Below are 23,277 nucleotides of genomic sequence, written 5' to 3'. Positions count from 1 at the left end.
ACGCTGGAATGCTGCGGGATCGCCGATCCGGACCAGGCGATTTCGCAGCGTTCCAGCGGGATCGCAACCAGCTCCAGCTGCGGTGCTTCCGCGGTCTCAGGCGGCAGCCGCTTGGAAGTGTTTTTCGATGATCGCCTTGATGTCCCCATGGCAGCCCCCGCAGCCCGTTCCGGCGCGGGTGGCCTTGGAGACCTCGCCAACTGTGCTGCAGCCCTCCAGGACGGAGCCTGAGATGGTGGAGGCGCTCACTCCTGCGCAACGGCACACGGTCCGCTGGGGATCGTTGCTGGTGGCGCCGGTGTCCAGTTGGTCGGGACCATCGAGCCGGAGCAGGAGGGAGCGGTCGGCGGGCAGCTCCGAGGAGCGCTCGAAGAGCACCACCAGCTCAGCAGCCGTCCGGGGCATGCCCACCGCAACGAGGCCTTCCAGCACCCCGCCGCGGGTGGTCATCTTCACGTAGCGGCCGTGTTCGGGATCGGCCCACTGGGAGATCTGCCGGCGGGCACGCCCTGAAGCAGCACCGGCTTCCAGCAATTCTTCATCCCAGGGATCAGCCACGTTGTCTCCCGCCACGGCAAGGTTGATGCTCCGTGACTTCAAGACCACCACTCCGGGCTTTTCCTTGGGGAGCGGCTCGAGGGCATCCGCGGCGGCCTGGCCGTCCCGGGCAAGGACCACGAGGTATTCGGCCAACCACTCGGCCTGCCGCCACCCCGGGCCCACCAGGCCGGACGGGCCGGTGGCTGTGCGGCATTCAACGCATGAACCGTCCGGGCAGCGCACTTCAGCACAGTCGCCGATCGCGAACATGTGGGGCTCGTGATAGGTCCGGAGGTGGTGGTCCACCAGGATACCGGCGCCGGTAGGAAGTCCACAGCCCTCGGCCAGTTCGATCCGGGGACGGACACCGCACGACAAGACCAGCAGGTCGCCGTCGATCGCTGAGCCGTCATCCAGCAGCAGCGCTGAGAAGCTGCCGTCAGGGCCGGACGTTTCGATGCCGGTGGAACGGGCATTGCCGGCCATCCGGACGCCACCCGCCCGCAGGCTGTTGGTAAGGACGGAGCCACTGCCGCGGTCAATACTACGGCCCAGGGGGAAGGGTCCGTTGTGGACCACCGTGGTTTGGGCGCCCTCTTCAGAGGCCGCCAGCGCGGTTTCCAAACCCAGAACCCCGCCGCCCAGGACCACCACGCGTTTGCCATCGGCAACCGCGGCGCGAAGCACGGCAGCATCCTGCAGATCGCGCAAAGCTGTGACTCCGGCCGGAAGGACGGGCTTGGCCGGATCGGGGTTGAGCCCGGTGAGGTTGGGAATGACCGGACGCGAGCCAGTGGCAAATACCAGGCGGTCGTAGTGTTCAGAGGTGCCATCGGAGAGGACTACCTGCTGGCGGGCGCGGTCGATCCTTTTGACCTTGGTGCCCAGGCGGACGTCAACGCCGTCGGACTCCAACTCGGACGCATCGGCCATCGCCAACGCCCCGGCCGTGGTGCGGCCCACGCCGAGCTCAGCAACCATGACCCTGTTGTACGCAGCCTCTGTCTCTTGACCCACCACCAGCAGTTGTACCAGCCCTGTGCGGACGGCGGGGAGCAGTTCGTCAATAAGCCGTGCTGCCACTGGTCCGAATCCAACTACAACAATGCGCTCGCTCATGATGCCTCCTTGACGTGCAGTGGCAGCCGCGTCCCGGCAGGAACTGCGTACGAGTCCAATTCCTGGGTGGAGACTGCCCGCCGGACCCATACCCGGCTGGTCTTGAATTCCGGCATGCCGGAGATGGGATCTGTGGCCGCTTCGGTGAGGCGGTTGGCGTTTTCCTGGCCGGGGAAGTGGAACGGCAGGAAGACAGTGTCGGGTCGGACGGTGGCGCTGAGTTCAGCGCGGCACAGCACTTCGCCGCGCTCATTCGTGACGGTGGCGTAGTCGCCATCGGCGATGCCGCGGGCAGCTGCTGTGCCTGGGTGGATGAGGAGCCGGGCCTGTGGCTGTGATACCATCAGCTCGCTCACGCGACGGGTCTGGGCGCCGGACTGGTAATGCTCCAGGAGCCGGCCGGTAACCAGGGCCAGCGAATCATCCGCAAACGAACGGACGGCCCGCTTGGAGGGGGTCACCGGAACCATGACGGCCCGGCCGTCGGCGTGGGCAAATCCGTCGGCGAAAAGCCGCGGAGTCCCGGTGCTTCCCACAGGATAGGGCCAGTAGGCAGCTTCGCCCCGGTCCAGCATGGCGTAGTCGATGCCCGAGTAATCGGCCAAACCACCCGCGGATGCCAGTCGCAGCTCTTCAAAGACGGTCTCGGGATCGTCGCTGAACGTTGAAGGGGCCTCAAGAAGTTCAGCCAGTCGCGCCATGAGCCACAACTCGCTGCGAACACCCGGGGGAGGAGTCAGTGCCCGGCGACGTCGGATCACGCGGCCTTCGAGGTTGGTCAGCGTGCCCTCTTCCTCGGCCCACTGCGTCACAGGAAGAACCAAATCCGCTTCAGCAGCTGTCTCTGACATGAAGAAGTCGCAGACCACCAGGAAGTCCAGGCTTCGAAGTCCTCGGATCACTGCGTTCGTGTCCGGCGCCGAGACCACTACGTTGGCACCATGCACGAAAAGGCACCTGACGCCGTCGGGCTGTCCAAGAGACTTAAGAAGTTCGACGGCGGGCAAGCCGGGACCGGGGATGACCGACTCGTCGACGCCCCACACGCCGGCCACGTGGGCGCGCGCAGCGGGATCGGTGATCTTGCGGTAGCCCGGGAGCTGGTCGGCCTTCTGTCCGTGTTCGCGGCCACCCTGGCCGTTGCCCTGGCCGGTGAGCGTGCCGTAGCCGCTGCGCGCAGAGCCGGGCAGGCCAAGGAGCAGGCTGAGGTTAATGGCCGCCGTGGCGGTATCCGTGCCGTCCACGTGCTGTTCCACACCGCGTCCGCTGAGAATGTAGCTGCCGCCGTCACGGGCTCCTTGCGCCAAACGGCGGGCGGTTTCACGGATCAGGGTGGCTGGGACGCCGGTGATGGACTGGACGCGTTCCGGCCAGAACGCCGAAAGGCTCCGCACCACGGCCGCGTAGCCGCTGGTGTTGGCCTCGATGTACGCCACGTCGGCCAGGCCTTCGTGAACCACCACGTGGCTGATGCCCAAGATGAGAGCCAAATCGGTACCTGGCGTCGGCTGCAAGTGGAGACCGCCGCCGTCGGACGTGAACGCAGCAGTAGCCGAGCGGCGGGGATCCACCACGATCAGGCCACCGGCGTCCCGTGCGCCCTGCAGGTGCTGGACGAACGGAGGCATGGTCTCGGCAACGTTGGAACCGAGCATGAGGATCACGGACGCGGTGTCGAGGTCCGTGACAGGGAAGGGCAGTCCGCGGTCCACACCGAAGGCGCGGTTGCCTGCCGCAGCAGCGGAGGACATGCAGAACCGGCCGTTGTAATCGATCCGTGAGGTACGCAGTGCCAGCCGGGCGAACTTGCCCAGCAGGTAGGCCTTCTCGTTGGTGAGGCCGCCGCCGCCGAAGACTCCTACGGCGTCATTCCCATACCGCTGCTGGGTGTCCTTCACAGCTGCGGTGATGAGCATGAGGGCCTGGTCCCAGGAGATCGGCTGGTGGATGCCGTCCGATCCTTTGAGCATGGGTTCGGTGACGCGCCCGTTGTGACGCAACAACGACGCCGATGTCCAGCCTTTGCGGCACAGCCCGCCCCGGTTGGTGGGGAAGTCGCGCCCGGATACTTCCAGGGGAGCGGCCGGGGCTGCCTCCGGTGCGGCCGCTGCCGCTGCTCCCGGCACTGCCGAAGCAGCCGGGGTCAGCGTCATGGCGCACTGGAGCGCGCAGTAGGGGCAGTGGGTATCGGCGCCGTTGGGCATCTAGATGTGTCCGATCGTGTTGCGCTTCTGGGCAGGGCGGATATAGAAGACCCAGCAGACGATGAGCATCAGGACATAGGCTCCAACGAATCCGTAGAACGCCGGGGTGTAGGAGCCGCTGGCCGAGTTGGAGGCATTCAGCACCTGGGGGATCACGAAGCCACCGTAGGCGCCGATCGCGGAGATCAGGCCCAGCGAGGACGAGGCGAGCCGCGCCGTGGTGGTGCTCGGGGCTCCGGCGCGGGCGGCCCTGCTGGACGTTGCGAAGATGACAGGGATCATGCGGTACGTGGCACCGTTTCCGAACCCGCTGGCCAGGAAGAGCAGCAGGAACAAGGTGAGGAAGAGCCAGAAGTTCTTCAGCGGCAGCGTCCAGATCATGGTCAAGGTGATCACAGCCATGGAGGCGAACGAGGCAATGGTCATCCGGGCGCCACCCATGCGGTCAGCCATGCGGCCACCGTAGGGACGGGCCAGGGAGCCAACCAGCGGGCCCAGGAAGGCAAGTGAGAGTGCCACAGCACCGACATGGATGGAGGAGAAGTCCGGGAAGTAGTCTTTGATCAGCTTGGGGAAGACGCCCGCGAAGCCGATGAAGGAACCGAACGTTCCGATATACAGGAACGCCATGATCCACAGGTGCGGCTCCTTGAGAGCGGCCAGTGAACCGGCCACGTCACCCTTGGCGCTGGTGAGGTTGTTCATGTACTTGTAAGCGCCGAAGGCGGCGATGATGATCAGCGGAATCCAAATGATGCCTGCCATCGGCAGGTTGACGGTTCCGGCGGCCAGGAGAGTGATGGCGATCGGGACAACAAGCTGGGCGACGGCGGCACCCAGGTTTCCGCCGGCGGCGTTCAGTCCCAGGGCCCAACCCTTTTCACGGGCGGGGTAGAAGAAGGTGATGTTGGCCATCGAGCTGGCGAAGTTGCCGCCGCCAAAGCCGGCAAGCCCGGCCATGAGGAGCATGACGCCGAAGGGCGTTTCCGGGTTGGAGACGCAGATAGCGAGGCCTGTGGTGGGAATCAGCAGGAGCAGCGCCGAGACGATGGTCCAGTTCCGGCCACCAAACTTGGGAACCATGAAGGTGTAGGGAATACGAAGCGTGGCGCCTACCAGGCTGGGGATGGAGATGAGCCAGAAGATCTGGTTGGTGTCAAAGGCAAACCCGGCTGCGGGGAGCTGGACCACCACGATGGACCAGAGCTGCCAGACGACGAAACCGAGGAATTCGGCGAAGATGGACCAGTAGAGATTGCGCTTGGCGATGGACCGGCCTTCGGCTTCCCACTGGCCCTTGTCCTCGGCATCCCAGTTGGCAATCCAGCGGCCGGGGCGGTGTTCAAGAGCGGGGGCTGCGGTGGCAGTGGACTGGGCGGGAGCCAGTGCATCTGCGGTGCGGTCAACAGTCACGGAGTGCCTCCTTGGTGGGGGACGTTGTTATTCCAAGGTAGGTTTTGCGCATTTCGTGGACGGGCGCCGTTTGTAAACGTGCTGTGACATTTCCCTATCGGCGGGGTCACGAGCGCGTGAGGCGCTGGTGAGGTAGTGTGGCGCGGACCACAGAGTGGGATTTTCCTGTATGTCCGCATGTTGGACTTAGTTGTCCAGTCAATGGACGGCGGGAACTATTATTGAACTCTCGAATATTCCTTGCCGGGAGCCTCTCGGGGCTTCGGCCGGCGTGAAAGAAAGCTGCAAATACATGTCTTCCACCGCACCATCCAAGGAAGGCGAGTCCACTAAGCCAGTGAACTCGCGGGGCAAGGTGATCTTCGCGAGCCTGATCGGCACGACGATCGAGTTCTACGACTTCTACGCCTATGCCACCGCGTCGGTACTCGTCTTCCCGAAGCTCTTCTTCCCGGACGCCACTGACATCAACGCGTTGCTCAGTGCGTTCGCCATTTTTGGCGTTGCCTTCTTCGCGCGGCCTGTCGGTGCCGTGGTCTTCGGCCACTTTGGTGACAAGATCGGCCGCAAGGGCACCCTGGTGGCGTCGTTGCTGACCATGGGTATTGCCACGTTCCTCATTGGTCTTCTGCCCACGGCCTCCATGCCGGGTTGGGCCATCCTTGCCCCGATCATGCTGGTCATCCTGCGGTTCTTCCAAGGCCTGGCTTTGGGCGGCGAATGGTCCGGCGCGGCTTTGCTGGCCACGGAGAACGCTCCCGAGGGAAAGCGTGCCATCTACGGAACGTTCCCGCAGCTGGGTGCTCCCATCGGATTCATCATCGCCAACGTCATCTTCATCTGGATGAACGTATCCTTGAGCGCCGAAGAATTCCTGGCCTGGGGCTGGAGGGTTCCGTTCCTCCTCAGCGCCGTCCTGGTGATCGTGGGCCTCTATGTTCGTTTGAAGCTGGTGGAAAGCGCGTCCTTCACCAAGGTCATCGAACAGGACAAGGTGCAGAAGCTGCCCCTCGCAGCCACCCTCAAGAGCCACTGGCGTCCGGTGGTGGCCGGTACGTTCATCATGTTTGCCACCTACGTGCTCTTCTACATCATGACCACGTTCACGCTGTCCTACGGCACCAAGCCCACCCTGGCCGGTGCACAGGCAGCGGCTGAAAAAGCCGGCAAGCCCATGACGGCCGACCAGATTGCCGCTTTCGTTCCCGGCCTGGGAATCACCCGGTCCGACTTCCTCTGGATGCTGATCATCGGCGTCGTCTTCTTCGGCATCTTCACCGTGGTCTCCGGGCCGCTCGCTGAGAAGTGGGGCCGGCGAAAGTTCCTGCTGGGCGTCACCGCCGGTATCTTCGTGTTCGGTGCCCTCTGGTTCACCATGTTCGGTCCCGGCCAGGCAGCGGCCATGGTTGGCCTCATTGTGGGCTTCACACTCATGGGCCTGACCTTCGGGCCCATGGCGGCCATCCTTCCTGAGTTGTTCCCGGCCAACGTCCGGTACACCGGATCAGCCGTGGCCTACAACCTGTCCTCCATGATTGGTGCCGCTCCGGCCTCGTTCGTAGCCATTGCGCTCTGGTCTGCAGCGAACGGCAGCACCTGGCTGGTGGGCGTCTACATGGCCGCCGCCGCAGTGGTGACCTTCATCGCGCTCTGGCTGACGCGCGAGACCAAGGACATGGACTACGAGAACAACGTGTCCTAAGCAGCCCAATAACGACGGCGGCTCCGCACCATTGGTGCGGAGCCGCCGTCGTTAAGGGGTACTTGGCGTTAGTCCTCGATGGTGGCGATAACTGCGCCGGCGGCAACAGTCTCGCCGGCCGTGGCAGCGAGGCCACGTACGGTACCGGCCTTGTGGGCGGTGAGGGGCTGTTCCATCTTCATGGCTTCGAGAACCACGATCAGGTCGCCTTCAGCCACCACGTCGCCTTCAGCAGCTGCCACCTTGACGATGGTGCCCTGCATCGGTGAGGTCAGGGCGTTGCCACCGGCTGCAGCAGCCGCAGCGCCAGCTGAACGGGAGCGCTTCTTGGACTTGCCGGACTTGGTGCCCGGGCCGCTGGAAACTGCTGCGACACCGCCACCCAGGCCGGAGGGAAGGACCACCTCAAGGCGCTTGCCGCCCACCTCGACGACGACGCGCTGGCGCTCACCGGCGTCGGCAGTGTCTGTGCCGGCAGTGCTGGCAGACCACGCCGGGATGCTGTTGACGAACTCGGTTTCGATCCAGCGTGTGTGGACCTTGAACGGGCCCTCCGCCGGGGCGAAAGCGGGATCGGTCACCACTGCGAGGTCGAAGGGGATAACGGTGGGGATGCCCTCAACCACCATCTCCTCCAACGCCCGGCGTGAACGCTGGAGCGCTTGTTCGCGGGTGGCGCCGGTGATGATCAGCTTGGAGAGCATGGAGTCGAAGTTGCCGCTGATCACGTCGCCCTGCTCCACGCCGGAATCGATCCGGACGCCGGGGCCGGTGGGGTTCTTCAGGGTGGTGATGGTGCCGGGGGCAGGCATGAAGTTGCGGCCCGGGTCCTCGCCGGTGATGCGGAACTCGAAGGAGTGGCCGCGGACCTCAGGGTCGTCGTAGCCGAGTGCTTCGCCGCGGGCAATGCGGAACTGCTCGCGGACCAGATCGATTCCCGTGACTTCCTCGGACACGCAGTGCTCCACCTGGAGGCGTGTGTTGACCTCGAGGAAGGAAATGGTGCCGTCCTGGCCCACCAGGAATTCACACGTTCCGGCGCCAAGGTAGTTGGCTTCCTTGAGGATGGCCTTGGAGGATTCGTAGAGTCGCTTGTTCTGCTCTTCGGTCAAGTACGGAGCGGGGGCTTCCTCGACGAGCTTCTGGTTACGGCGCTGCAGTGAGCAGTCGCGGGTGGAGACCACCACGACGTTGCCAAATGCGTCGGCCAGGCACTGGGTCTCGACGTGCCGCGGAGCATCCAGGAAGCGCTCGATGAAGCACTCGCCGCGGCCGAAAGCTGCAATGGCCTCCCGGACGGCCGATTCGTAGAGCTCGGGAATCTCGTCCATGGTGCGGGCAACCTTGATGCCGCGTCCGCCGCCGCCGAAGGCAGCCTTGATGGCAACCGGGAGGCCGAACTCTTCGGCAAACTTCAGGATTTCGTCGGCCGATTCCACCGGGTCAGCCGTGCCCGGGACCAGCGGAGCGCCCACCTTTTCGGCGATGTGGCGGGCCTGGACTTTGTCGCCGAGGGCCGAAATGGCCTCGGGGGAGGGTCCGATCCAGGTGATGCCGGCGTCGATGACTTTGGCAGCGAAATCGGCGTTCTCCGCCAGGAACCCGTATCCGGGATGGATCGCGTCCGCGCCGGACTGCTTGGCGACGTCGATGATCTTGTCCATTACCAAGTACGACTCAGCAGCCGTGTTGCCGCCCAAAGCATAGGCTTCGTCGGCCAGTCGGACATGGAGTGCGTCACGGTCAGGGTCGGCGTAGACCGCTACGGAGGCAATGCCTTCGTCCCGGGCGGCTCGAATGATGCGGACCGCGATTTCGCCGCGGTTGGCAATCAAGACCTTGGTAAGAGGGCTGGAAATGGGCTGCGCCGGGTTAGCTGACAAGTTGTTGACTCCTTCTGTCCTTGAGGAGCCTAGCGCGATTGTGAGGGTTCCGCCCATATTGATGGGGGATTCCGTGTGTGAGGCGATGTTCCTTTGTAGGGTTACTACAAATGTGTTCTACTGCTCATCGTTGTCCCACAGCTCGGTGATTCCCACGTTCGCGTGGACCAGCAAGTCCCGCAGCGTGGAGATGGAAAGCCCGACGACGGCGTGCGGGTCGCCGTTGACCTTGCGGATGAAGGCCCCACCCAGGCCGTCGATGGTGAAGGACCCGGCGCAGTGCAGGGGCTCTCCGGTGGCGATGTAGGCGTCGATTTCCCGTGGGCTCATCTGGGCAAAGTGGACCTCGGCGCTGGATACTCCGCCGACGGTGGCGCCGGTGCCTTCCGGGGCCTCATCGTCCTCGGCGTCAGCGGCAGTGTCCCGGCAGTCCACCAGCCAGTGACCGGTGTGCAGCACACCTTGCGAGCCACTCATACGCAACATCCGTTCCCGCGCGACCTCCGCGGTGTACGGCTTGCCATGGGACTCGCCGTCGAATTCGAATACTGAATCGCAACCGATGACCAGCGCACCTTCGGCTTCGGGGAGGGCGGCAACTGCCTCGGCCTTGGCCCGTGCCAGCAGGAGCGCGGTGTCGTGCGCGTCAGTCACTCCGTACTTAGCCTGAACAGCGTCCTCGTCAACGTCCGACACCAGGACGTCGTGCTGGATCCCGGCTTCCGTGAGCAGCTTGGTGCGGGCGGGGGACTGGGAGGCGAGAATCAATCGGGTCACGCCACCCAGCCTAATACGAACCCTCTCTCACCTCCCGCGTGCTTTCCGCCGACCCTCTCGCACATCCCACGTGCTTAAACCGAACGCTCACTCACTTGCCTCCAGCAAGTGAGTGAGCGTTCGTGAATATCGACTGCTATGTGAGAGACCGTTTAGTGGACGAGTTCTCCGGCGTCGGCCTTCCTGCGGTCGCTGCGCTCCAGCTTGGCGCCTTCAACATCGACGTCCGGAAGAACACGTTCCAGCCACTTGGGCAGCCACCAGGCCTTCTCGCCCAGTAGGTACATCACAGCGGGAACGATGGTCATGCGGACGACGAAGGCATCAATCAGCACACCGAAGGCCATGGCGAAGCCCAGCGGCCGGACCATCGTGAGGTGGCTGAAGATGAAGCCGGAGAACACGCTGACCATGATGATCGCGGCGGCAGTGACCACGGCGGAGGCATGGCTGAAACCGGAGCGGACCGCGTGTTTGGCGGACTCGCCGTGCATAAACGACTCCCGCATACCCGACGTGATAAACACCTGGTAGTCCATGGCGAGTCCGAACAGCACCCCGATCAGGATGATGGGCAGGAAGCTCAGGACGGCGCCCGGGTTGGCGACGTCGAAGATCCCTCCGAGCCAGCCCCACTGGTAGACGGCAACTACGGCACCGAAGGCAGCGGCCAGCGAGAGCAGGAATCCGCCCGTGGCCAGCAACGGCACAACGATCGAGCGGAACACCAGGAGCAGCAAGAGCAAGGACAGCCCGACGACGATCGCCAAGTACGGCGGCAACGCGGCTCCGAGCTTGTTGGAAACGTCAATGTTGCCCGCGGTTTGTCCGGTCAGGCCGATTTTCACGTCAAGGTCGTCGCTGATCACTGCACCCTTGGCGCGGAGATCGGACACCACTTGCACGGTGCCCGCACTGGCCGGGCCTTCCTTGGGAATGACTTGGAAGACTGCGGTACGGCGGTCTTCGCTCAGCGCGATCGGTACAGCCGCGATGACGTTTCCTACACTGCGAAGTTCGTCCGCGACATCGAACTGCTTGTTCTTGGCGTCGTTTTCGCTGAGGCCTTCAGGGAATTCGCCGACGACGACGATCGGGCCGGTGACGCCTTCGCCGAAGCTGCTGCGGGTGAGGTCATAGGCCTTGAAGGCCTGCGAATCGACCGGCTCGGAGCCGCCGTCGGGAAGTGCCAACCGAAGCTGGGAAGCCGGCAACGCAACGGCTCCGAGAAGGACGACGCTGAGGACTAATGCAACCCACGGGTGACGCGTCACCATGCCGCCCCAGCCCCCGCTGCTTCGCTTCTCTTCGAGTTCGCGATCGGCAGCTTCGTGGCCGGGCTCGGCGTTGTGCTTGGCAGCCTTCGCCCAAGCGCGCTTGGAGATCAGCCTGCGGCCGATCAACCCCAGGACGGCAGGCGTCAGGGTCAAAGCGACGACGACGGCGACCGCGACAGTTGCTGCGGCGGCAACACCCATCACTGCGAGGAAAGGCAGGCCCGGAACCACGAGGGCTGCCAAGGCGATGATGACGGTGAGACCGGCGAACAACACAGCGTTACCTGAAGTACCCGTAGCCAAGGCAGCGGATTCCTCCGCGTCCATGCCGGCCAGAAGCTGGGTGCGGTGTCGGTTGACGATGAACAGGGAGTAGTCAATACCAACCGCGAGGCCGAGCATCAGGGCAAGCATCGGGGAGATGGAGCTCATGTCGATGACGCTGGTCAGTGCGAACGTTCCGCCGACACCTACAGCTACGCCGATCAGGGCCATCAGGAGAGGAAGCCCGGCCGCGATGAGTGTGCCGAGCATGAGGATCAGCACCAAGGCCGCGACTGCGACGCCCACGATTTCAGCAATACCGAAGATTTCCGAGACATCTTCGGTGATTTCCTTGCTGGCGTAGGCCGTGACGCCGGCGGAAGAAACTCCGTGGACGATCTCCTGAACCTCTTCGCGGACGGCGGGGTCAACGGCGTTGATGGAGGTCTTGAACTGGACCTGGGCTACCGCTGCTTTGTTGTCGCTGGACACAAAACGGAGGCCTTCGGAGGCTTCGAGCTGTCGCTTGCCCAGAGCCAATGTGGCGGCGCCGTCGGCAGCTTCCTTGGCTCCGGCGTCGAGCTTTTCCTTGTTGGCAGCAAGTTCTGCGCGCTGCGGCGCCAACTGGGCTTCAATCTGGGCGGGTGTGAGGCCAGAGGCAGCGAGTTGCTGCTCCACCCCGGCGAGTTGCGCCTCGCCGGCTTCCAGCTGCGCGCGGGAAGTATCAAGCTGGGCCTGGCCCTCGGCGGCCTTCGCTTCACCGGCTGCGAGCTCAGCCGCGGAGTTATCCAACTGCTCCTGCGTGGTGAACGGGTTCACCGTCCCCTGCACGTCAGGCATGGCTTCGAGCTTGGTGAGCGCAGCCGCGACCGCGTCCTTTTTGGCTTGGTCGAAGCCGGCATCTCCGGCGTCGAACACCACGCTGGCGGAGCCGCCCGAAGAATCAGGGAGCGCTTCCTTGAGTTTGTCGGCCATCTGCTGGGTTTCGGTGCCCGGGATGGTGAAGTTGTTGGACATGGTGCCGTGGAAGGCTGCGGCCGAGCCGCCCACCGCCACCATGACGGCCAGCCAGATGGAGATGACCAGCCAGCGGCGCCGATACGAAAACTTGCCGAGACGGTAGAGGAACGAGGCCATGTCAGAACCGATCTGTGGTGGTTGGAACGGAGGGGGAGGCTGCTGAGACTTGGACTGACGCGTCCGACGGCGGCGCGAAGCCGGCGCCCAGGAGGCCCATCGCATCGATGAGGTGCTGGCGAAGTACCGCGAGGGATTCCGCCGAGAGATCAGGGCCGCGATCGGCGAACCAGACGGTCATTGCGGCCTTGCCGCAGGAGATCACTGAGCCCGCCAAGGCATGGAGGTAGAGCTCACTGATGCCGGCGCCGAGTCTGCTGCGGGCGGCTTCAATGATCTGCTCGGTGCAGTGCTCCCAGGCTTCAAGCTCGGAGCGGGCCAGTTGCCGGTTGTCGTGGGTCAGGCTGAAGAGTTCGGCCATGGGTGCCACGGACATGGGATCGGCCAGCGCCATGAGGGCTGCCTGGGCGGATTCGAGAATTGACTCGTCCGCCGGGCGTAGCCGGAACTGCTCCAAGGCGTGGTCCATGAAGCCGTCGGCAACGGATGCCAAGGCGGCTTCGAGGCTGGGGAAGTAGTTGAAGAAGGTTCGTCGTGAGACGCCGGCGCTGGCTGCGATGTCTTCCACGGTGAAATTGCCGGACCCTTTGCTACGCAAAAGGCCCAAGGCTGCGGAAGCGATGGAACTGCGGGTGGCCGCCTTGTTGAGTTCGCGCCTGGAGGGGGCGCTGGGCTCGGAAGGAGACGATTCCGCAGCGGCTTCCTGGCTACTGGTTTGAGTCACATACTTACACTAAGTGCAAGTTTGCACTCTGCGCAATGTGAGCGTGCCCGTGCCCCTGATACTCAAAGTCCCGCCCTCGTTCGCTCAGCTCGCCGCTGGGCGGCGAGAGGACGAAGGAGGGCGGGACCTTTGGGCTGATCCGACTAGAACTGGTGAGGCTGGGCCGGGGGAGTCGGCGGGGTAAATTGCTGCTGCTGGGCTGGCTGCTGCGGCTGTGTCGGCTGAGCGGGCTGTTGCGTGGCCGTTTTGGTCAGATAGACCGACTGTCCCGTAGCTCCGGGTTCGCCTTCACCCAACGGCAGGACGTACACGGCGGTGCCGTACGCGCAGACTTCGGTCCAGTTGGTGCCCATTTCAGAGGTGTCGAACCGCATGGCGACGATGGCATTGGCGCCACGTTGCTGCGCTTCGTTGACCATGCGTGCCATAACTTCCTGGCGGCTTTCATAGAGTGCCTTGGTCATTTCGGGCAGTTCGCCGCCGCCGAGGGAGCGGAAGCCGGCCAGCATTTGCGAGCCGATGTCCCGTGAGCGGACGGTGAGACCCATGACTTCGCCGAAGACGGCGTCGATCCGATGGCCCGGGATTTCATTGGAAGTGACGATCAACATGGTCAGAGCCTATCCAGAGTTGACCCCTTTAACGGGGAAATCCCCCGGGGAGAACTCCCCGGGGGATTTGCGCCGTTTCAAAGGGACTGAAATTAGGCCTTCGAGTCGGCCAATTCGCGATGGTCCGCTTCGGCTGCTGCCTTGTCGGCGGCGTACTCGTCGGCAAAGGCGGCACCGTTGCGGGGTGCGTTGTACAGCGATTCATCCAGGATGCCCTGGCGCTTGGCCACGATGGCCGGAACCAGTGCCTGGCCCGCCACGTTGACGGCGGTCCGGCCCATGTCCAGGATGGGGTCGATGGCCAGCAGGAGGCCGACGCCGGCCAGCGGCAGTCCCAGCGTGGACAGCGTCAGCGTGAGCATGACGACGGCGCCGGTGGTACCGGCGGTAGCGGCCGAACCAAGGACGGAGACCAGAACGATCAGCAGGTACTGGCTGAAGTCAAGGTTGATGCCGAAGAACTGTGCCACGAAGATGGCTGCGATCGCCGGGTAGATCGCTGCGCAACCGTCCATCTTGGTGGTGGCGCCCAGCGGCACGGCGAAGGAAGCGTAGCCGGAGGGGACGCCGAGGTTCCGTTCAGTGACGCGCTGCGTGAGCGGCAGCGTGCCAATGGACGAGCGGGAAACGAACGCCAGCTGCACGGCCGGCCACACTCCGGAGAAGTACTGCTTGATGGAGAGCCCGTGAATGCGCACCAGGATGGGGTAGAGGACGAAGAGCACCAAGGCCAGGCCGATGTAGATGGCCGCAGTGAACTTGCCCAAAGAACCGATAGTGTCCCAGCCGTAGATGGCCACAGCGTTACCGATCAGTCCTACTGTGCCCAGCGGAGCGAGGCGGATGATCCACCACAGGACCTTTTGGATGACGGCCAGCGCTGAAGCGTTGAACGTCAGGAAGGCCTCGGCCTGCTTGCCAACCTTGAGGGCAGCAACACCGATCGCGATCGCAATGACCAGGATCTGCAGCACGTTGAAGTTGACGGCAGTGCTGACGGTGGTGGCAGCGTTGGCGCTCTCGGTCACAGTGGAGCTGGCGCCGAGTCCCAGGAAGTTCTTCGGGAAGAGGCCGATCAGGAAGGCCCACCAGTCACCGGTCTTGCCAGCGTACTTGGCTTCTTCTGTAATGCCGGTAGCTGCGCCCGGCTGCAGGAGTACGCCCAGGCCGATGCCGATCAGAACCGATACCAGCGAGGTGATCGCGAACCAGAGCAGTGTGTTCCATGCCAATCGGGCGGCGTTGGACACCTGGCGCAGGTTGGCGATGGAGCTCACCACAGCGGTGAAAATCAAAGGTACGACGGCGGTCTGCAGCAAGGAGACGTAGCTGGAGCCGATCGTCTGGAGAGTAGCCCCCAGGGCATTGGGGGCGGTCTTGGTGCTGCCCGTGTACTTGGCGATGAGGCCAAGGATGAGGCCCACAATGAGGGCTGCGATGATCTGGACGCCGAAGGAACCGGCCCACTTGGGGAGCCGGAAGCCGCTCTTGCCAGCTGCTGGGGATGTGTTGGTTGAGGTGCTCACCGGAACACGTTAGGTGCAGTGCCAATAACATAGCGAACGGACGTTGAGAAATGTTACGTGCGCAAAAGTTATTCCCGCGGTTTTGTGACGTTGATCTCAGTCGAGGGCGTTCGGGCCGGATTGCAAGGCCGTGGATCCCGTCTTTGCGGTCATGGTCGCTAAAAAGGGACTCGCATGGTGACGAGGCCGGCCGGGTCATCATGCAGGTCACACAGCATGGGCGGCGGACGCGGTTCGCGTATTTACCGGGCCGGGTCACGGTGGTCTCCGATGAGGACGGGTCCCGGTCGAACTCCTGGGTTGCTGATGGCAAGGGCCGTCTGGTGGGGGTGCTGGACGCGGAGGACCGGCGTCAGTCCATGTCCTATGACGCGCATTCGAATCTGGTGTCTTTGACCGAGCGTGACGGTGCTGTCACGGTCCACGGTTACGACACCCGCGGACGGAAGATCCGGACCGTCACCCCCGAAGGCGCGGACCTGACGTATGGGTGGGACGAGCAGGACCGCATCACCACCCTGGTGACCGCATCCGGTGCCACCGTCACCTACGAGTACGCCGATGACCTCTCCCGGGACCCCTCGGTGGTGGTGGACCCGTTGGGTGGCCGGACCGAGCTGGAATGGCGGGACGGGCTCCTGGAACAGGTCACCGACCCCGGTCGGGGTCACTATTGGTTTTGAGTACGACGGGTTCGGGGACCTCATCGCAACCCGGAACGCCGCAGGGGACACCGCCAGGATTGTCCGGGACCGGGCGGGTCGTCCGGTGACGGCGTTGAGCCCGTCGGGGGCAGAGACCCGGTTTAGTTACGACGATGCCGGGGTGCTGACACGCCGGGTGGACCCGGACGGGGCGGTGTGGGCGTTCGAGCACGACGCCGCGGGCCGGACCACCGCAATGGTTGCTCCTGATGGGGGAAGGACGGTGTTCGAGTACGCCCCCAACGGGGAACTGTCCCGCACCACCGACCCGCTGGGCCGCAGTATCGAACGGGTGGTTGATGAGCTCGGGAACCTCACCGCCGCGGTGTCGCCGGACGGGGGCAGGTGGGGGTTCACCCATGACAACCTCTCCCGGCTCATCGCAGTAACGGACCCGGGCGGGCATGACTGGGTGAGGGAGTACGACACGGTCGGTGCCCTGACTGCCGTCGTTGATCCGACCGGTGTCCGGACCGGAGCGGTCACGGACCGGTCCAACGGGACGGCGTCCCTGACCGACGCGTTCGCCACGAATACCTACAGTTTTGATGAGTACGGCCGCCCCGCGAAAATCGAATCTGTCGACGGGTCCGCGGAGCTGGTGTCTTACGACGGTGCGGGGAACCCGGTTGAGTTGGTCGATGGTGAGGGCGGGTTGACGGTCCTGGGCCGCGACGCTGCCGGGAAGATCACCTCGATCACCTCCCCCACAGGGGCGGTGACCCGGTTCGAATACGACCACTGCGGCCGACCCTTCCGCAGTATCGACCCGGTCGGGGCCGTCACGGAACTGTCCTACGACCCCGACCAGCGCCTCACCTCCAGGAGACTGCCCACCGGTGAGGTCGAAACCTTCGCCTACGGCGCGTGTGGCCGGTTGACCGCGAAGCATACTCCGGGGGAGGGCACGGCCCGGTACGGGTACGACAAGGTCGGGCGACTGAGCTTCGCCCAGGATTCCTGGTACGGGACCCGCCGCTTTGAATACAACCTCGCCGGGGAACTGGTGTCCACGATGAACGGGGTGGGTGGCAGGACCCGGTTCGAGACGGGGCACTGATCGCCGCCATCGAACGCGACCTTGCGGGCCGGCGGGTGGTCATCACCGACCACACGGGCGGGGCGGGGTATGCGGTGGAGCACGAACTGTGCTTTGACCGGCGCGGACTCCTCACCCGAAAGTCCAACGGCAACGGGAACGGGACGCTGTCATGGGGGTATGACGGTGACGGGAATCCAGCAGCCGGCCACGTTACGGGCAAAGGCGCCCAGTTTCTCCTGAGTGCGAGCGTCAACACAGGCGCCGGGTTCGCGGGGGACATGCTCAAGAGTGGTGTGAATGGCGAAGCATTTGATCCGATCAAGTCTCTGGTTTCTTCTACTACGTCCGGAGTGTTCTCTACGGGTGTTTCTACTTCGCGGGGAAACTCATCGCAGGGTTACGCTGATCTCATTGGAACAAGCACCTCTTCGCCTATTGAGTATTTTACGAAGTCCAATATGACTACAGACTTAACTAATTCACTCATTGGACTCGGAACGAATGGAATGATCGACGAAGCATGGAAATAATGATGACTAAAGAGACTGCCGGGGACCGCGCCCTTCGTGAAAGAGCGATGCCCCACTGGTACCAATGGATGAGCGTGACAATTCCCGGTCTTATAGCGATTTTAACCTGCGTAAATAGATTTGACGAGTTTGGCTTATCTGCTTGGCTAACAAACTTTATTGTCTTGTTTATATGTATTGCCGGCATGGGGTTTGTGACATATGTCAGTTCAAATTTTGCCTCCATAAATACTTTGGTTGGCACAATTGTCCTAGGCAGTCTAGCCATAGCGGCTCTGTCCAACATACTTCCGGTCATTGCGACATCGTACGGATCGCTATGGGCGGGCTGTGGTCTCGGCTTCATGATTGGGCTGACTCTAACTGCTGGTGAACAACGATAAGTCTGGGCCTCGGTGTGATTGGCAATGAAATCCAAGCAGCACAGCAAGCAGCGAAGCCGTCATGACTAAAGAGCGGCGGAATTCTTGGGAGGGCTCCCTGATCTTCAGTGGGGTGGTTTTAATGGCCACGCTCTCTGTGATGGTGTTTGTGCCGAATGACACAGTGTTTGCTGGAGGTCGGTTCGTTACTTGCCGGTCTGGCTGTTGGTTCTCTGTTTCTTCGGTTTGGCTTACCTCGGCAGTGGATGGGTTCCGTTGTTCTGGTTTTGTTCGTTGTGGTGTGGTTGGTCTTGGGTATGCCTGGTTTGGCGGGTTCCTTGCGGGAACGTTTGCAGGTTTGGCATGGGGGCGTGCTGCTGGGAGCCGCACAAGGGGCCCGGTGGCTCCTTGTGCGGTGGAAAGCGTGGTTTTGGTTCTGCGGCGGAGGCCCGGCGACTGGCGGATGAGGCCCTGCATTCCCTGGATGGGGCAAAGCGGGGGCGTTTGACGGTCGAGCACGGCTCAGCGCGCTTTGAAGTGGCTGGTGGTGTTAAAGCAGGAATGGTCTGTCACCACGCAGCGATACGGGACTTTATCGAGTTTGATTGAACCGCCCACTGCAGCATAAACCCGCCTGCCCTTGCCGCGGGGGACTCGCCTTAATCCCGGCCGTCTCCGAGAACCCATTGCCAAGACCGGGCATCCGGCAGTGTGCATCAAAGTGACGAAGGAGCAGCACACCGAGGATGTCCGGCCTCCGGCCGGAGCCACTCCAAAATAATCAGCCCAGCAGGGCCCTGCGCAGTACGTCCAAGCCCACTGACCCGATGTTCAACGCCTTGCTGTGGAACGACTTCAGGTCGAAGTCTTCGCGGGATTCAAGCTCGGCACGGATCTGCTCCCAGAGACGCTGGCCGACCTTGTACGACGGGGCTTGGCCCGGCCAGCCGAGGTAGCGGGTGAATTCGAACTGGAGCTGGCCTTCGCTGATGTCGAGGTTGGCCTTGAGGAAGTCGAAGCCCTTCCCGGGGGTCCAGGTTCCGGTGCCCCAACGCTCGGGGATGGGCAGTTCCAAGTGGACGCCGATGTCGAAGACCACGCGGGCCGCGCGCATGCGCTGGCCATCGAGCATTCCCATGTGGTCGCCCGGGTCTTTGAGGTAGCCCAGTTCCAGCATGAGCTGCTCGGCGTAGAGTGCCCAGCCCTCGCCGTGGCCCGAGACCCAGCAGACGTTGCGCCGCCAGTTGTTCAAGAGTTCCCGGCGGTACGTTGCCGTGGCGACTTGGAGGTGGTGGCCCGGGACGCCCTCATGGAACACGGTGGTGGTTTCGGACCACGTTGTGAAGGTGTCTTCGCCTGCCGGCACTGACCACCACATACGTCCGGGCCGGGAAAAGTCGTCGGAAGGGCCGGTGTAGTAGATGCCGCCTTCGTCGGTGGGGGCGATCATGCACTCAAGAGTTCTCATGACGTCCGGGATGTCGAAGTGGACGTCAGCAAGTTCGGACACTGCCCGGTCTGAGAGTTCCTGCATCCAGGCCTTGAGGGCGTCCGTGCCCTTGATCTGGCGTGCAGGATCGTTGTTGAGGATGCTCTTGGCTTCTTCGATCGATGCACCAGGTTTGATCTGGTTGGCGATCTTCTCCTGCTCGCCGATGAGCCTCTCAAGCTCCTGGACGCCCCAAGCGTAGGTCTCTTCCAGATCTACTTCGGCGCCAACGAATGAACGCGAGGCCAGCGCGTAACGTTCGCGCCCGACTGCGTCCTTCTCCGGTGCCAGGGGCAGGAGTTCGTCCCGAAGGTATCCACCCAAGGCGCTATACGCAGAACGCGCGGCCGCAGTCCCGGCGTCGAGCTTTGACTGAACCTCGGCGGGCAGTGGCGAGCCATCAAGCGCAGCGTTGGCGGCCATCTTGGCGAAGAAGCCGTCCTCTGAGGCGTAGCGGCCGGTCTGCTCGATGACGATCCGGACTTGGCGGGCGGCGGCGACTTTTCCGGCGTCGGCAGCGGAGCGAAGCGACTCAATGTAGCCCTGAATGGCGCCAGGAACATTGGCCGCGCGGCCGGCAATGTGCTCCCAGTGCTCCACCGTGTCGGTGGGCATGAGGTCGAAAATGGCGCGAATGTCCTGGGCAGGAGAGGCAATGTTGTTCAGGTCGGCGAGGTCCCAGCCCGACTCGTGGATCTCCAGTTCCAGGCCGAGCCGCTCGCGCATGGCGTCCAGGGTGACGGCATCCACATCATCGGACGGCTCAAGGCCTGCCAAGGCATCCAAGGCCAACTTTGTGGCTTCCGCATGAGCCTCGGCACCGGCAGGGGAGTAGTCCTGGTATTCGGTTTCGTGTCCGGGCAAGCCCAGTGTGGTGGCGAAGCTGGGATTGAGTTCGATCAACTTTTCTGTGTACGCGTCAGCGACGGCATCGATGGCGGACTTCGGGCGTACAGGAGTGTTTGCAGTAGTCACCCACAGAGCCTAGCCGCGACACCGCTTACGTGAAAGGGTTGTTGAACTTTTCTACGTGAGCGAAAACTAGCCGCGGCTGCGCTTCCACGCGCCAGGACCGGGGGTGGGGTCCAGCCGCAACTGCTGACGACGCACCCAATGCCGGACGTTCGGCTTCGATGCGGCAGCTTCCTGCGTTGTCCCGAGTGAAACCACGACGGCGGCAATCGCCGCGAGCTCTTCGGCCGTCGGTTCGCCCTTGACCACCGAAAACAGCGGCGCAGCGGCTGCTTCAGCGGGTACCTGATCAGGCGCGGAATCAGCCCGGTGCTTCGGCGTGCTCACAGCGGGATGTTTCCGTGCTTCTTGGTGGGCAGGCTCGCGCGCTTGTCGCGGAGGGCCCGGAGGCCGCGGATGATCTGGAGGCGCGTGTCGGACGGAGCGATGACTGCGTCCACGTAGCCCAGTTGGGCCGCCTGGTAGGGGTTGAGGAGTTCTTCCTCGTAGCCCTGGATGATCTCGGCCCGCTTGGCCTCGACATCACCGCCGGCTTCGGCAACAGCAGCAAGATCGCGACGGTACAGGATATTCACGGCACCCTGGGCGCCCATGACGCCGATCTGGGCGGTGGGCCAGGCGAGGTTCAGGTCTGCGCCGAGCTTCTTGGAGCCCATCACGATGTACGCGCCACCGTAGGCCTTGCGGGTGATCACGGTGAGCTTGGGGACCGTTGCTTCGGCGTAGGCGTACAGGAGCTTCGCGCCACGGCGGATGATGCCTTGGAACTCCTGGTCCTTGCCGGGCAGGAAGCCGGGGACGTCCACCAGAGTGATGATGGGGATGTTGAACGCATCGCAGTGGCGGACAAAGCGGGCAGCCTTTTCCGAGGCGGAGATGTCCAGGGTTCCGGCAAACTGCATGGGCTGGTTGGCCACGATGCCCACGGTGTGTCCCTCAACGCGGCCGTAGCCGATCATCACGTTGGGGGCGTACAAGGACTGCATTTCAAGGAAGTGCGCGTCGTCCACGATCTGCTCAATGACCTTGCGCATGTCGTACGGCTGGTTGGCGGAATCGGGAATCAGCGCGTCCAGTGCGAGGTCGTCGTCGTTGAGTTCCAGTTCCTGGTCGTGCTCCACGACGGGGGCTTCGGACAGGTTGTTGGAGGGGAGGAAGTCCAGGAGTTCGCGGACGAATTCGATCGCGTCTGCTTCGTCCGAGGCAAGGTAGGTGGAGGTTCCGGTGGTGGCATTGTGCTGGCGGGCGCCACCCAGGGTTTCCATGTCCACGTCTTCGCCGGTGACAGTTTTGATGACGTCCGGGCCGGTGATGAACATGTGCGAGGTCTTGTCCACCATGACCACATAGTCGGTCAGGGCGGGGGAGTAGGCTGCGCCGCCGGCGCACGGGCCCATGATGAGGGAGATCTGCGGGACCACGCCGGAAGCGTGGACGTTGTTGCGGAAGATGTCAGCGAACATGGCCAGGGAAGCTACGCCTTCCTGGATACGCGCGCCGCCGCCGTCGTTGATTCCGACAACCGGGCAACCATTGCGGAGGGCGAATTCCTGGACTTTGACGATCTTCTCGCCGTTGACCTGGCTCAGGGAGCCGCCGTAGACGCTGAAGTCCTGGCTGTAGATCGCGATGAGGCGGCCATCAACGGTGCCGTATCCGGAGACCACGCCGTCGCCGAGGGGCTTCTTCTTCTCCATGCCGAAGGCAGTGGAGCGGTGGACTGCCAGGGCGTCGAACTCGACGAACGAGCCCGGATCAACCAAGAGGTCAATGCGTTCGCGGGCCGTGTTCTTGCCCCGTGCGTGCTGCTTCTCAATCGCTTCCGGGCCGGAAGGTTGCTCTGCACGGGCCTGGCGGTCGCGGAAGTCGGCAATCTTTCCCGCTGTCGTTGTCAGATCGTGGCTCATCAAGTGTCTCCGGCTCTGTAGCTGATTTTCGCTGGCGCAGTTCGGTGTTGGTCCCGAAGCTTAAGTAGCTTCCGTACAAAGAACAGGCCTCGCAGGCCAGTCTAGTGACGCCTTTGCCGCGAACCGCTGTAGAAACCCTACAATTTTCCGCGTCCAAGCCAAAGCCATCGCCATGTTACCCGTCAGTAACATAGTTGCGTTAGAGTGTCCCCATGACTTCAAGCAACGACGCTTCCCGCGCACTTGCGCCGGCGCAGACTCCCTACGTGGCCACCGGTTCGCTCAAGGGCCGGACCATCCTCATGTCCGGCGGCAGCCGGGGCATCGGCTTGGCAATAGCCACCCGCGCAGCCCGCGATGGCGCCAACATTGTGCTCATGGCCAAGACCGGCGATCCCCATCCCAAGCTCGAGGGGACTGTCTTCACCGCCGCTGAACAACTGGTCGCGGCCGGTGGCCAAGCGCTGCCGCTGGTCGGGGACGTTCGCAATGACGACGACGTCGCCGCAGCGGTCGCCGCCGCCGTCGAGCGTTTCGGAGGGATCGACGTCGTGGTTAACAACGCCTCGGCGATCGACCTGTCCCGCACCGACGCCGTAGACATGAAGCGCTACGACCTCATGCAGGACATCAACGTCCGTGGAACGTTCCTGCTCTCCAAGCTGGCGCTTCCTGCGTTGAGGGAATCCAGCGACGCCCACATCCTTACACTGTCTCCGCCGCTGAACCTGGACCCCAAATGGGCCGGCATGCATCTGGCCTACACCATGGCCAAATACGGGATGAGCCTCACCACGCTGGGGCTGGCGGAAGAGTTGAAGGACGACGGCGTTTCGGTCAATTCGCTCTGGCCGTGCACCCTGATCGATACCGCCGCCATCCGGAACATGCCCGGCGGGCAGCAAATCGTCCAGGCCGCACGCGGCCCGGAAATCATGGCCGACGCCGCGCATGCCGTCCTGACGGGTGCGGGGGCAACGGGCAAGTTCTTCACCGATGAAGAAGTCCTGCGCGCGGCTGGTGTGTCAGACTTTTCGCCGTACAGCCTGGGCGCGCCCGAAGACCGCCTGGTTCCGGACATTTTTCTCTAGGCG

At 63.5% G+C, this 23,277-nt stretch carries 16 protein-coding genes; 4 read left to right on the top strand and 12 right to left on the bottom strand.

Translation table 11 applies throughout. From position 1 onward, the window contains the following. Positions 1–96: 96 nt before the first annotated feature. The 3 genes from WBN73_RS03470 to WBN73_RS03460 are packed head-to-tail and all read right to left on the bottom strand — an operon-like array spanning position 97 to position 5,276. A complete protein-coding gene (locus WBN73_RS03470; protein ID WP_337339585.1) occupies positions 97–1,659 on the bottom strand; it encodes an FAD-dependent oxidoreductase in 1,563 nt (520 codons plus the stop codon). Then, complete coding sequence (locus tag WBN73_RS03465; RefSeq protein WP_337339586.1) at positions 1,656–3,863, bottom strand: molybdopterin oxidoreductase family protein; 2,208 nt, start codon at positions 3,861–3,863, stop codon at positions 1,656–1,658. The genes WBN73_RS03470 and WBN73_RS03465 overlap by 4 nt, the downstream gene beginning before the upstream one ends. Beyond that, complete coding sequence (locus WBN73_RS03460; RefSeq protein WP_337339587.1) at positions 3,864–5,276, bottom strand: MFS transporter; 1,413 nt, start codon at positions 5,274–5,276, stop codon at positions 3,864–3,866. 292 nt (positions 5,277–5,568) lie between these two features. On the opposite strand from WBN73_RS03460, the gene WBN73_RS03455 reads away from it, so the two are divergent. Then, positions 5,569–6,978: an MFS transporter gene (locus WBN73_RS03455; RefSeq protein ID WP_207596883.1), complete on the top strand. Its 1,410-nt coding sequence runs from the start codon at positions 5,569–5,571 to the stop codon at positions 6,976–6,978. A 68-nt stretch (positions 6,979–7,046) separates the two neighbouring features. On the opposite strand, the gene WBN73_RS03450 is transcribed toward WBN73_RS03455, so the two are convergent. The 6 genes from WBN73_RS03450 to WBN73_RS03425 form a co-directional block, all read right to left on the bottom strand. Continuing rightward, positions 7,047–8,918 carry an acetyl/propionyl/methylcrotonyl-CoA carboxylase subunit alpha gene (locus WBN73_RS03450; RefSeq protein ID WP_337681299.1) on the bottom strand — a complete coding sequence of 624 codons (1,872 nt, stop codon included), beginning with the start codon at positions 8,916–8,918 and terminating at the stop codon, positions 7,047–7,049. 60 nt (positions 8,919–8,978) lie between these two features. Next, positions 8,979–9,638, bottom strand: a complete 660-nt coding sequence (locus WBN73_RS03445) for a Maf family protein (protein WP_207596885.1) — start codon at positions 9,636–9,638, stop codon at positions 8,979–8,981. Positions 9,639–9,790: 152 nt separating this feature from the next. Beyond that, positions 9,791–12,316: an MMPL family transporter gene (locus WBN73_RS03440; RefSeq protein ID WP_337339589.1), complete on the bottom strand. Its 2,526-nt coding sequence runs from the start codon at positions 12,314–12,316 to the stop codon at positions 9,791–9,793. Between the two features lies 1 nt (position 12,317). Continuing rightward, the gene (locus WBN73_RS03435) at positions 12,318–13,040 is read right to left on the bottom strand and encodes a TetR family transcriptional regulator (RefSeq protein WP_207596887.1); all 723 of its coding nucleotides are present in this window, start codon (positions 13,038–13,040) and stop codon (positions 12,318–12,320) included. Between the two features lie 143 nt (positions 13,041–13,183). Beyond that, the gene (locus WBN73_RS03430; RefSeq protein ID WP_337339590.1) at positions 13,184–13,651 is read right to left on the bottom strand and encodes a YbjQ family protein; all 468 of its coding nucleotides are present in this window, start codon (positions 13,649–13,651) and stop codon (positions 13,184–13,186) included. A gap of 92 nt (positions 13,652–13,743) precedes the next feature. Then, positions 13,744–15,177 (bottom strand): dicarboxylate/amino acid:cation symporter, encoded by a 1,434-nt coding sequence (locus tag WBN73_RS03425; protein WP_089594257.1) that lies wholly within the window; start codon positions 15,175–15,177, stop codon positions 13,744–13,746. Positions 15,178–15,377: 200 nt separating this feature from the next. Between WBN73_RS03425 and WBN73_RS03420 the strand changes: the two genes are divergently transcribed. After that, the gene (locus tag WBN73_RS03420) at positions 15,378–15,860 is read left to right on the top strand and encodes an RHS repeat domain-containing protein (protein WP_337339591.1); all 483 of its coding nucleotides are present in this window, start codon (positions 15,378–15,380) and stop codon (positions 15,858–15,860) included. Further along, positions 15,781–16,941, top strand: coding sequence for a hypothetical protein (locus WBN73_RS03415; RefSeq protein ID WP_337339592.1), 1,161 nt, complete (start codon positions 15,781–15,783; stop codon positions 16,939–16,941). Before WBN73_RS03420 ends, WBN73_RS03415 begins: the two co-directional genes overlap by 80 nt. Before the next feature lie 1,655 nt (positions 16,942–18,596). On the opposite strand, the gene WBN73_RS03410 is transcribed toward WBN73_RS03415, so the two are convergent. The 3 genes from WBN73_RS03410 to WBN73_RS03400 all read right to left on the bottom strand — a co-directional run bounded on the left by WBN73_RS03410 (position 18,597) and on the right by WBN73_RS03400 (position 22,183). Further along, positions 18,597–20,279, bottom strand: a complete 1,683-nt coding sequence (locus tag WBN73_RS03410; protein WP_337339593.1) for a DUF885 domain-containing protein — start codon at positions 20,277–20,279, stop codon at positions 18,597–18,599. A 66-nt stretch (positions 20,280–20,345) separates the two neighbouring features. Continuing rightward, positions 20,346–20,603, bottom strand: a complete 258-nt coding sequence (locus tag WBN73_RS03405; RefSeq protein WP_089594263.1) for an acyl-CoA carboxylase subunit epsilon — start codon at positions 20,601–20,603, stop codon at positions 20,346–20,348. After that, positions 20,600–22,183 carry an acyl-CoA carboxylase subunit beta gene (locus tag WBN73_RS03400; protein ID WP_207596893.1) on the bottom strand — a complete coding sequence of 528 codons (1,584 nt, stop codon included), beginning with the start codon at positions 22,181–22,183 and terminating at the stop codon, positions 20,600–20,602. Before WBN73_RS03400 ends, WBN73_RS03405 begins: the two co-directional genes overlap by 4 nt. Positions 22,184–22,395: 212 nt before the next feature. Here WBN73_RS03400 and WBN73_RS03395 point away from each other — a divergent pair, with 212 nt between their 5' ends. After that, the gene (locus WBN73_RS03395) at positions 22,396–23,274 is read left to right on the top strand and encodes an SDR family oxidoreductase (RefSeq protein WP_337339594.1); all 879 of its coding nucleotides are present in this window, start codon (positions 22,396–22,398) and stop codon (positions 23,272–23,274) included. The last annotated feature ends 3 nt before the right edge of the window (positions 23,275–23,277 follow it).

The sequence above is a fragment of the Paenarthrobacter sp. CCNWLY172 genome (assembly GCF_037402035.1).
Taxonomy (GTDB): Bacteria; Actinomycetota; Actinomycetes; order Actinomycetales; family Micrococcaceae; genus Arthrobacter.
Note: the sequence above shows the minus strand (reverse complement) of the source record. Positions and strands in the feature narration are given on the sequence as shown.

Coding starts and splice junctions, on each gene's coding strand:
- WBN73_RS03400 (WP_207596893.1), bottom strand. CDS start 22,183: ATGAGCCACGATCTGACAACGACAGCGGGAAAGATTGCCGACTTCCGC.
- WBN73_RS03430 (WP_337339590.1), bottom strand. CDS start 13,651: ATGTTGATCGTCACTTCCAATGAAATCCCGGGCCATCGGATCGACGCC.
- WBN73_RS03455 (WP_207596883.1), top strand. CDS start 5,569: ATGTCTTCCACCGCACCATCCAAGGAAGGCGAGTCCACTAAGCCAGTG.
- WBN73_RS03420 (WP_337339591.1), top strand. CDS start 15,378: ATGCAGGTCACACAGCATGGGCGGCGGACGCGGTTCGCGTATTTACCG.
- WBN73_RS03465 (WP_337339586.1), bottom strand. CDS start 3,863: ATGCCCAACGGCGCCGATACCCACTGCCCCTACTGCGCGCTCCAGTGC.
- WBN73_RS03395 (WP_337339594.1), top strand. CDS start 22,396: ATGACTTCAAGCAACGACGCTTCCCGCGCACTTGCGCCGGCGCAGACT.
- WBN73_RS03440 (WP_337339589.1), bottom strand. CDS start 12,316: ATGGCCTCGTTCCTCTACCGTCTCGGCAAGTTTTCGTATCGGCGCCGC.
- WBN73_RS03450 (WP_337681299.1), bottom strand. CDS start 8,918: ATGGGCGGAACCCTCACAATCGCGCTAGGCTCCTCAAGGACAGAAGGA.
- WBN73_RS03470 (WP_337339585.1), bottom strand. CDS start 1,659: ATGAGCGAGCGCATTGTTGTAGTTGGATTCGGACCAGTGGCAGCACGG.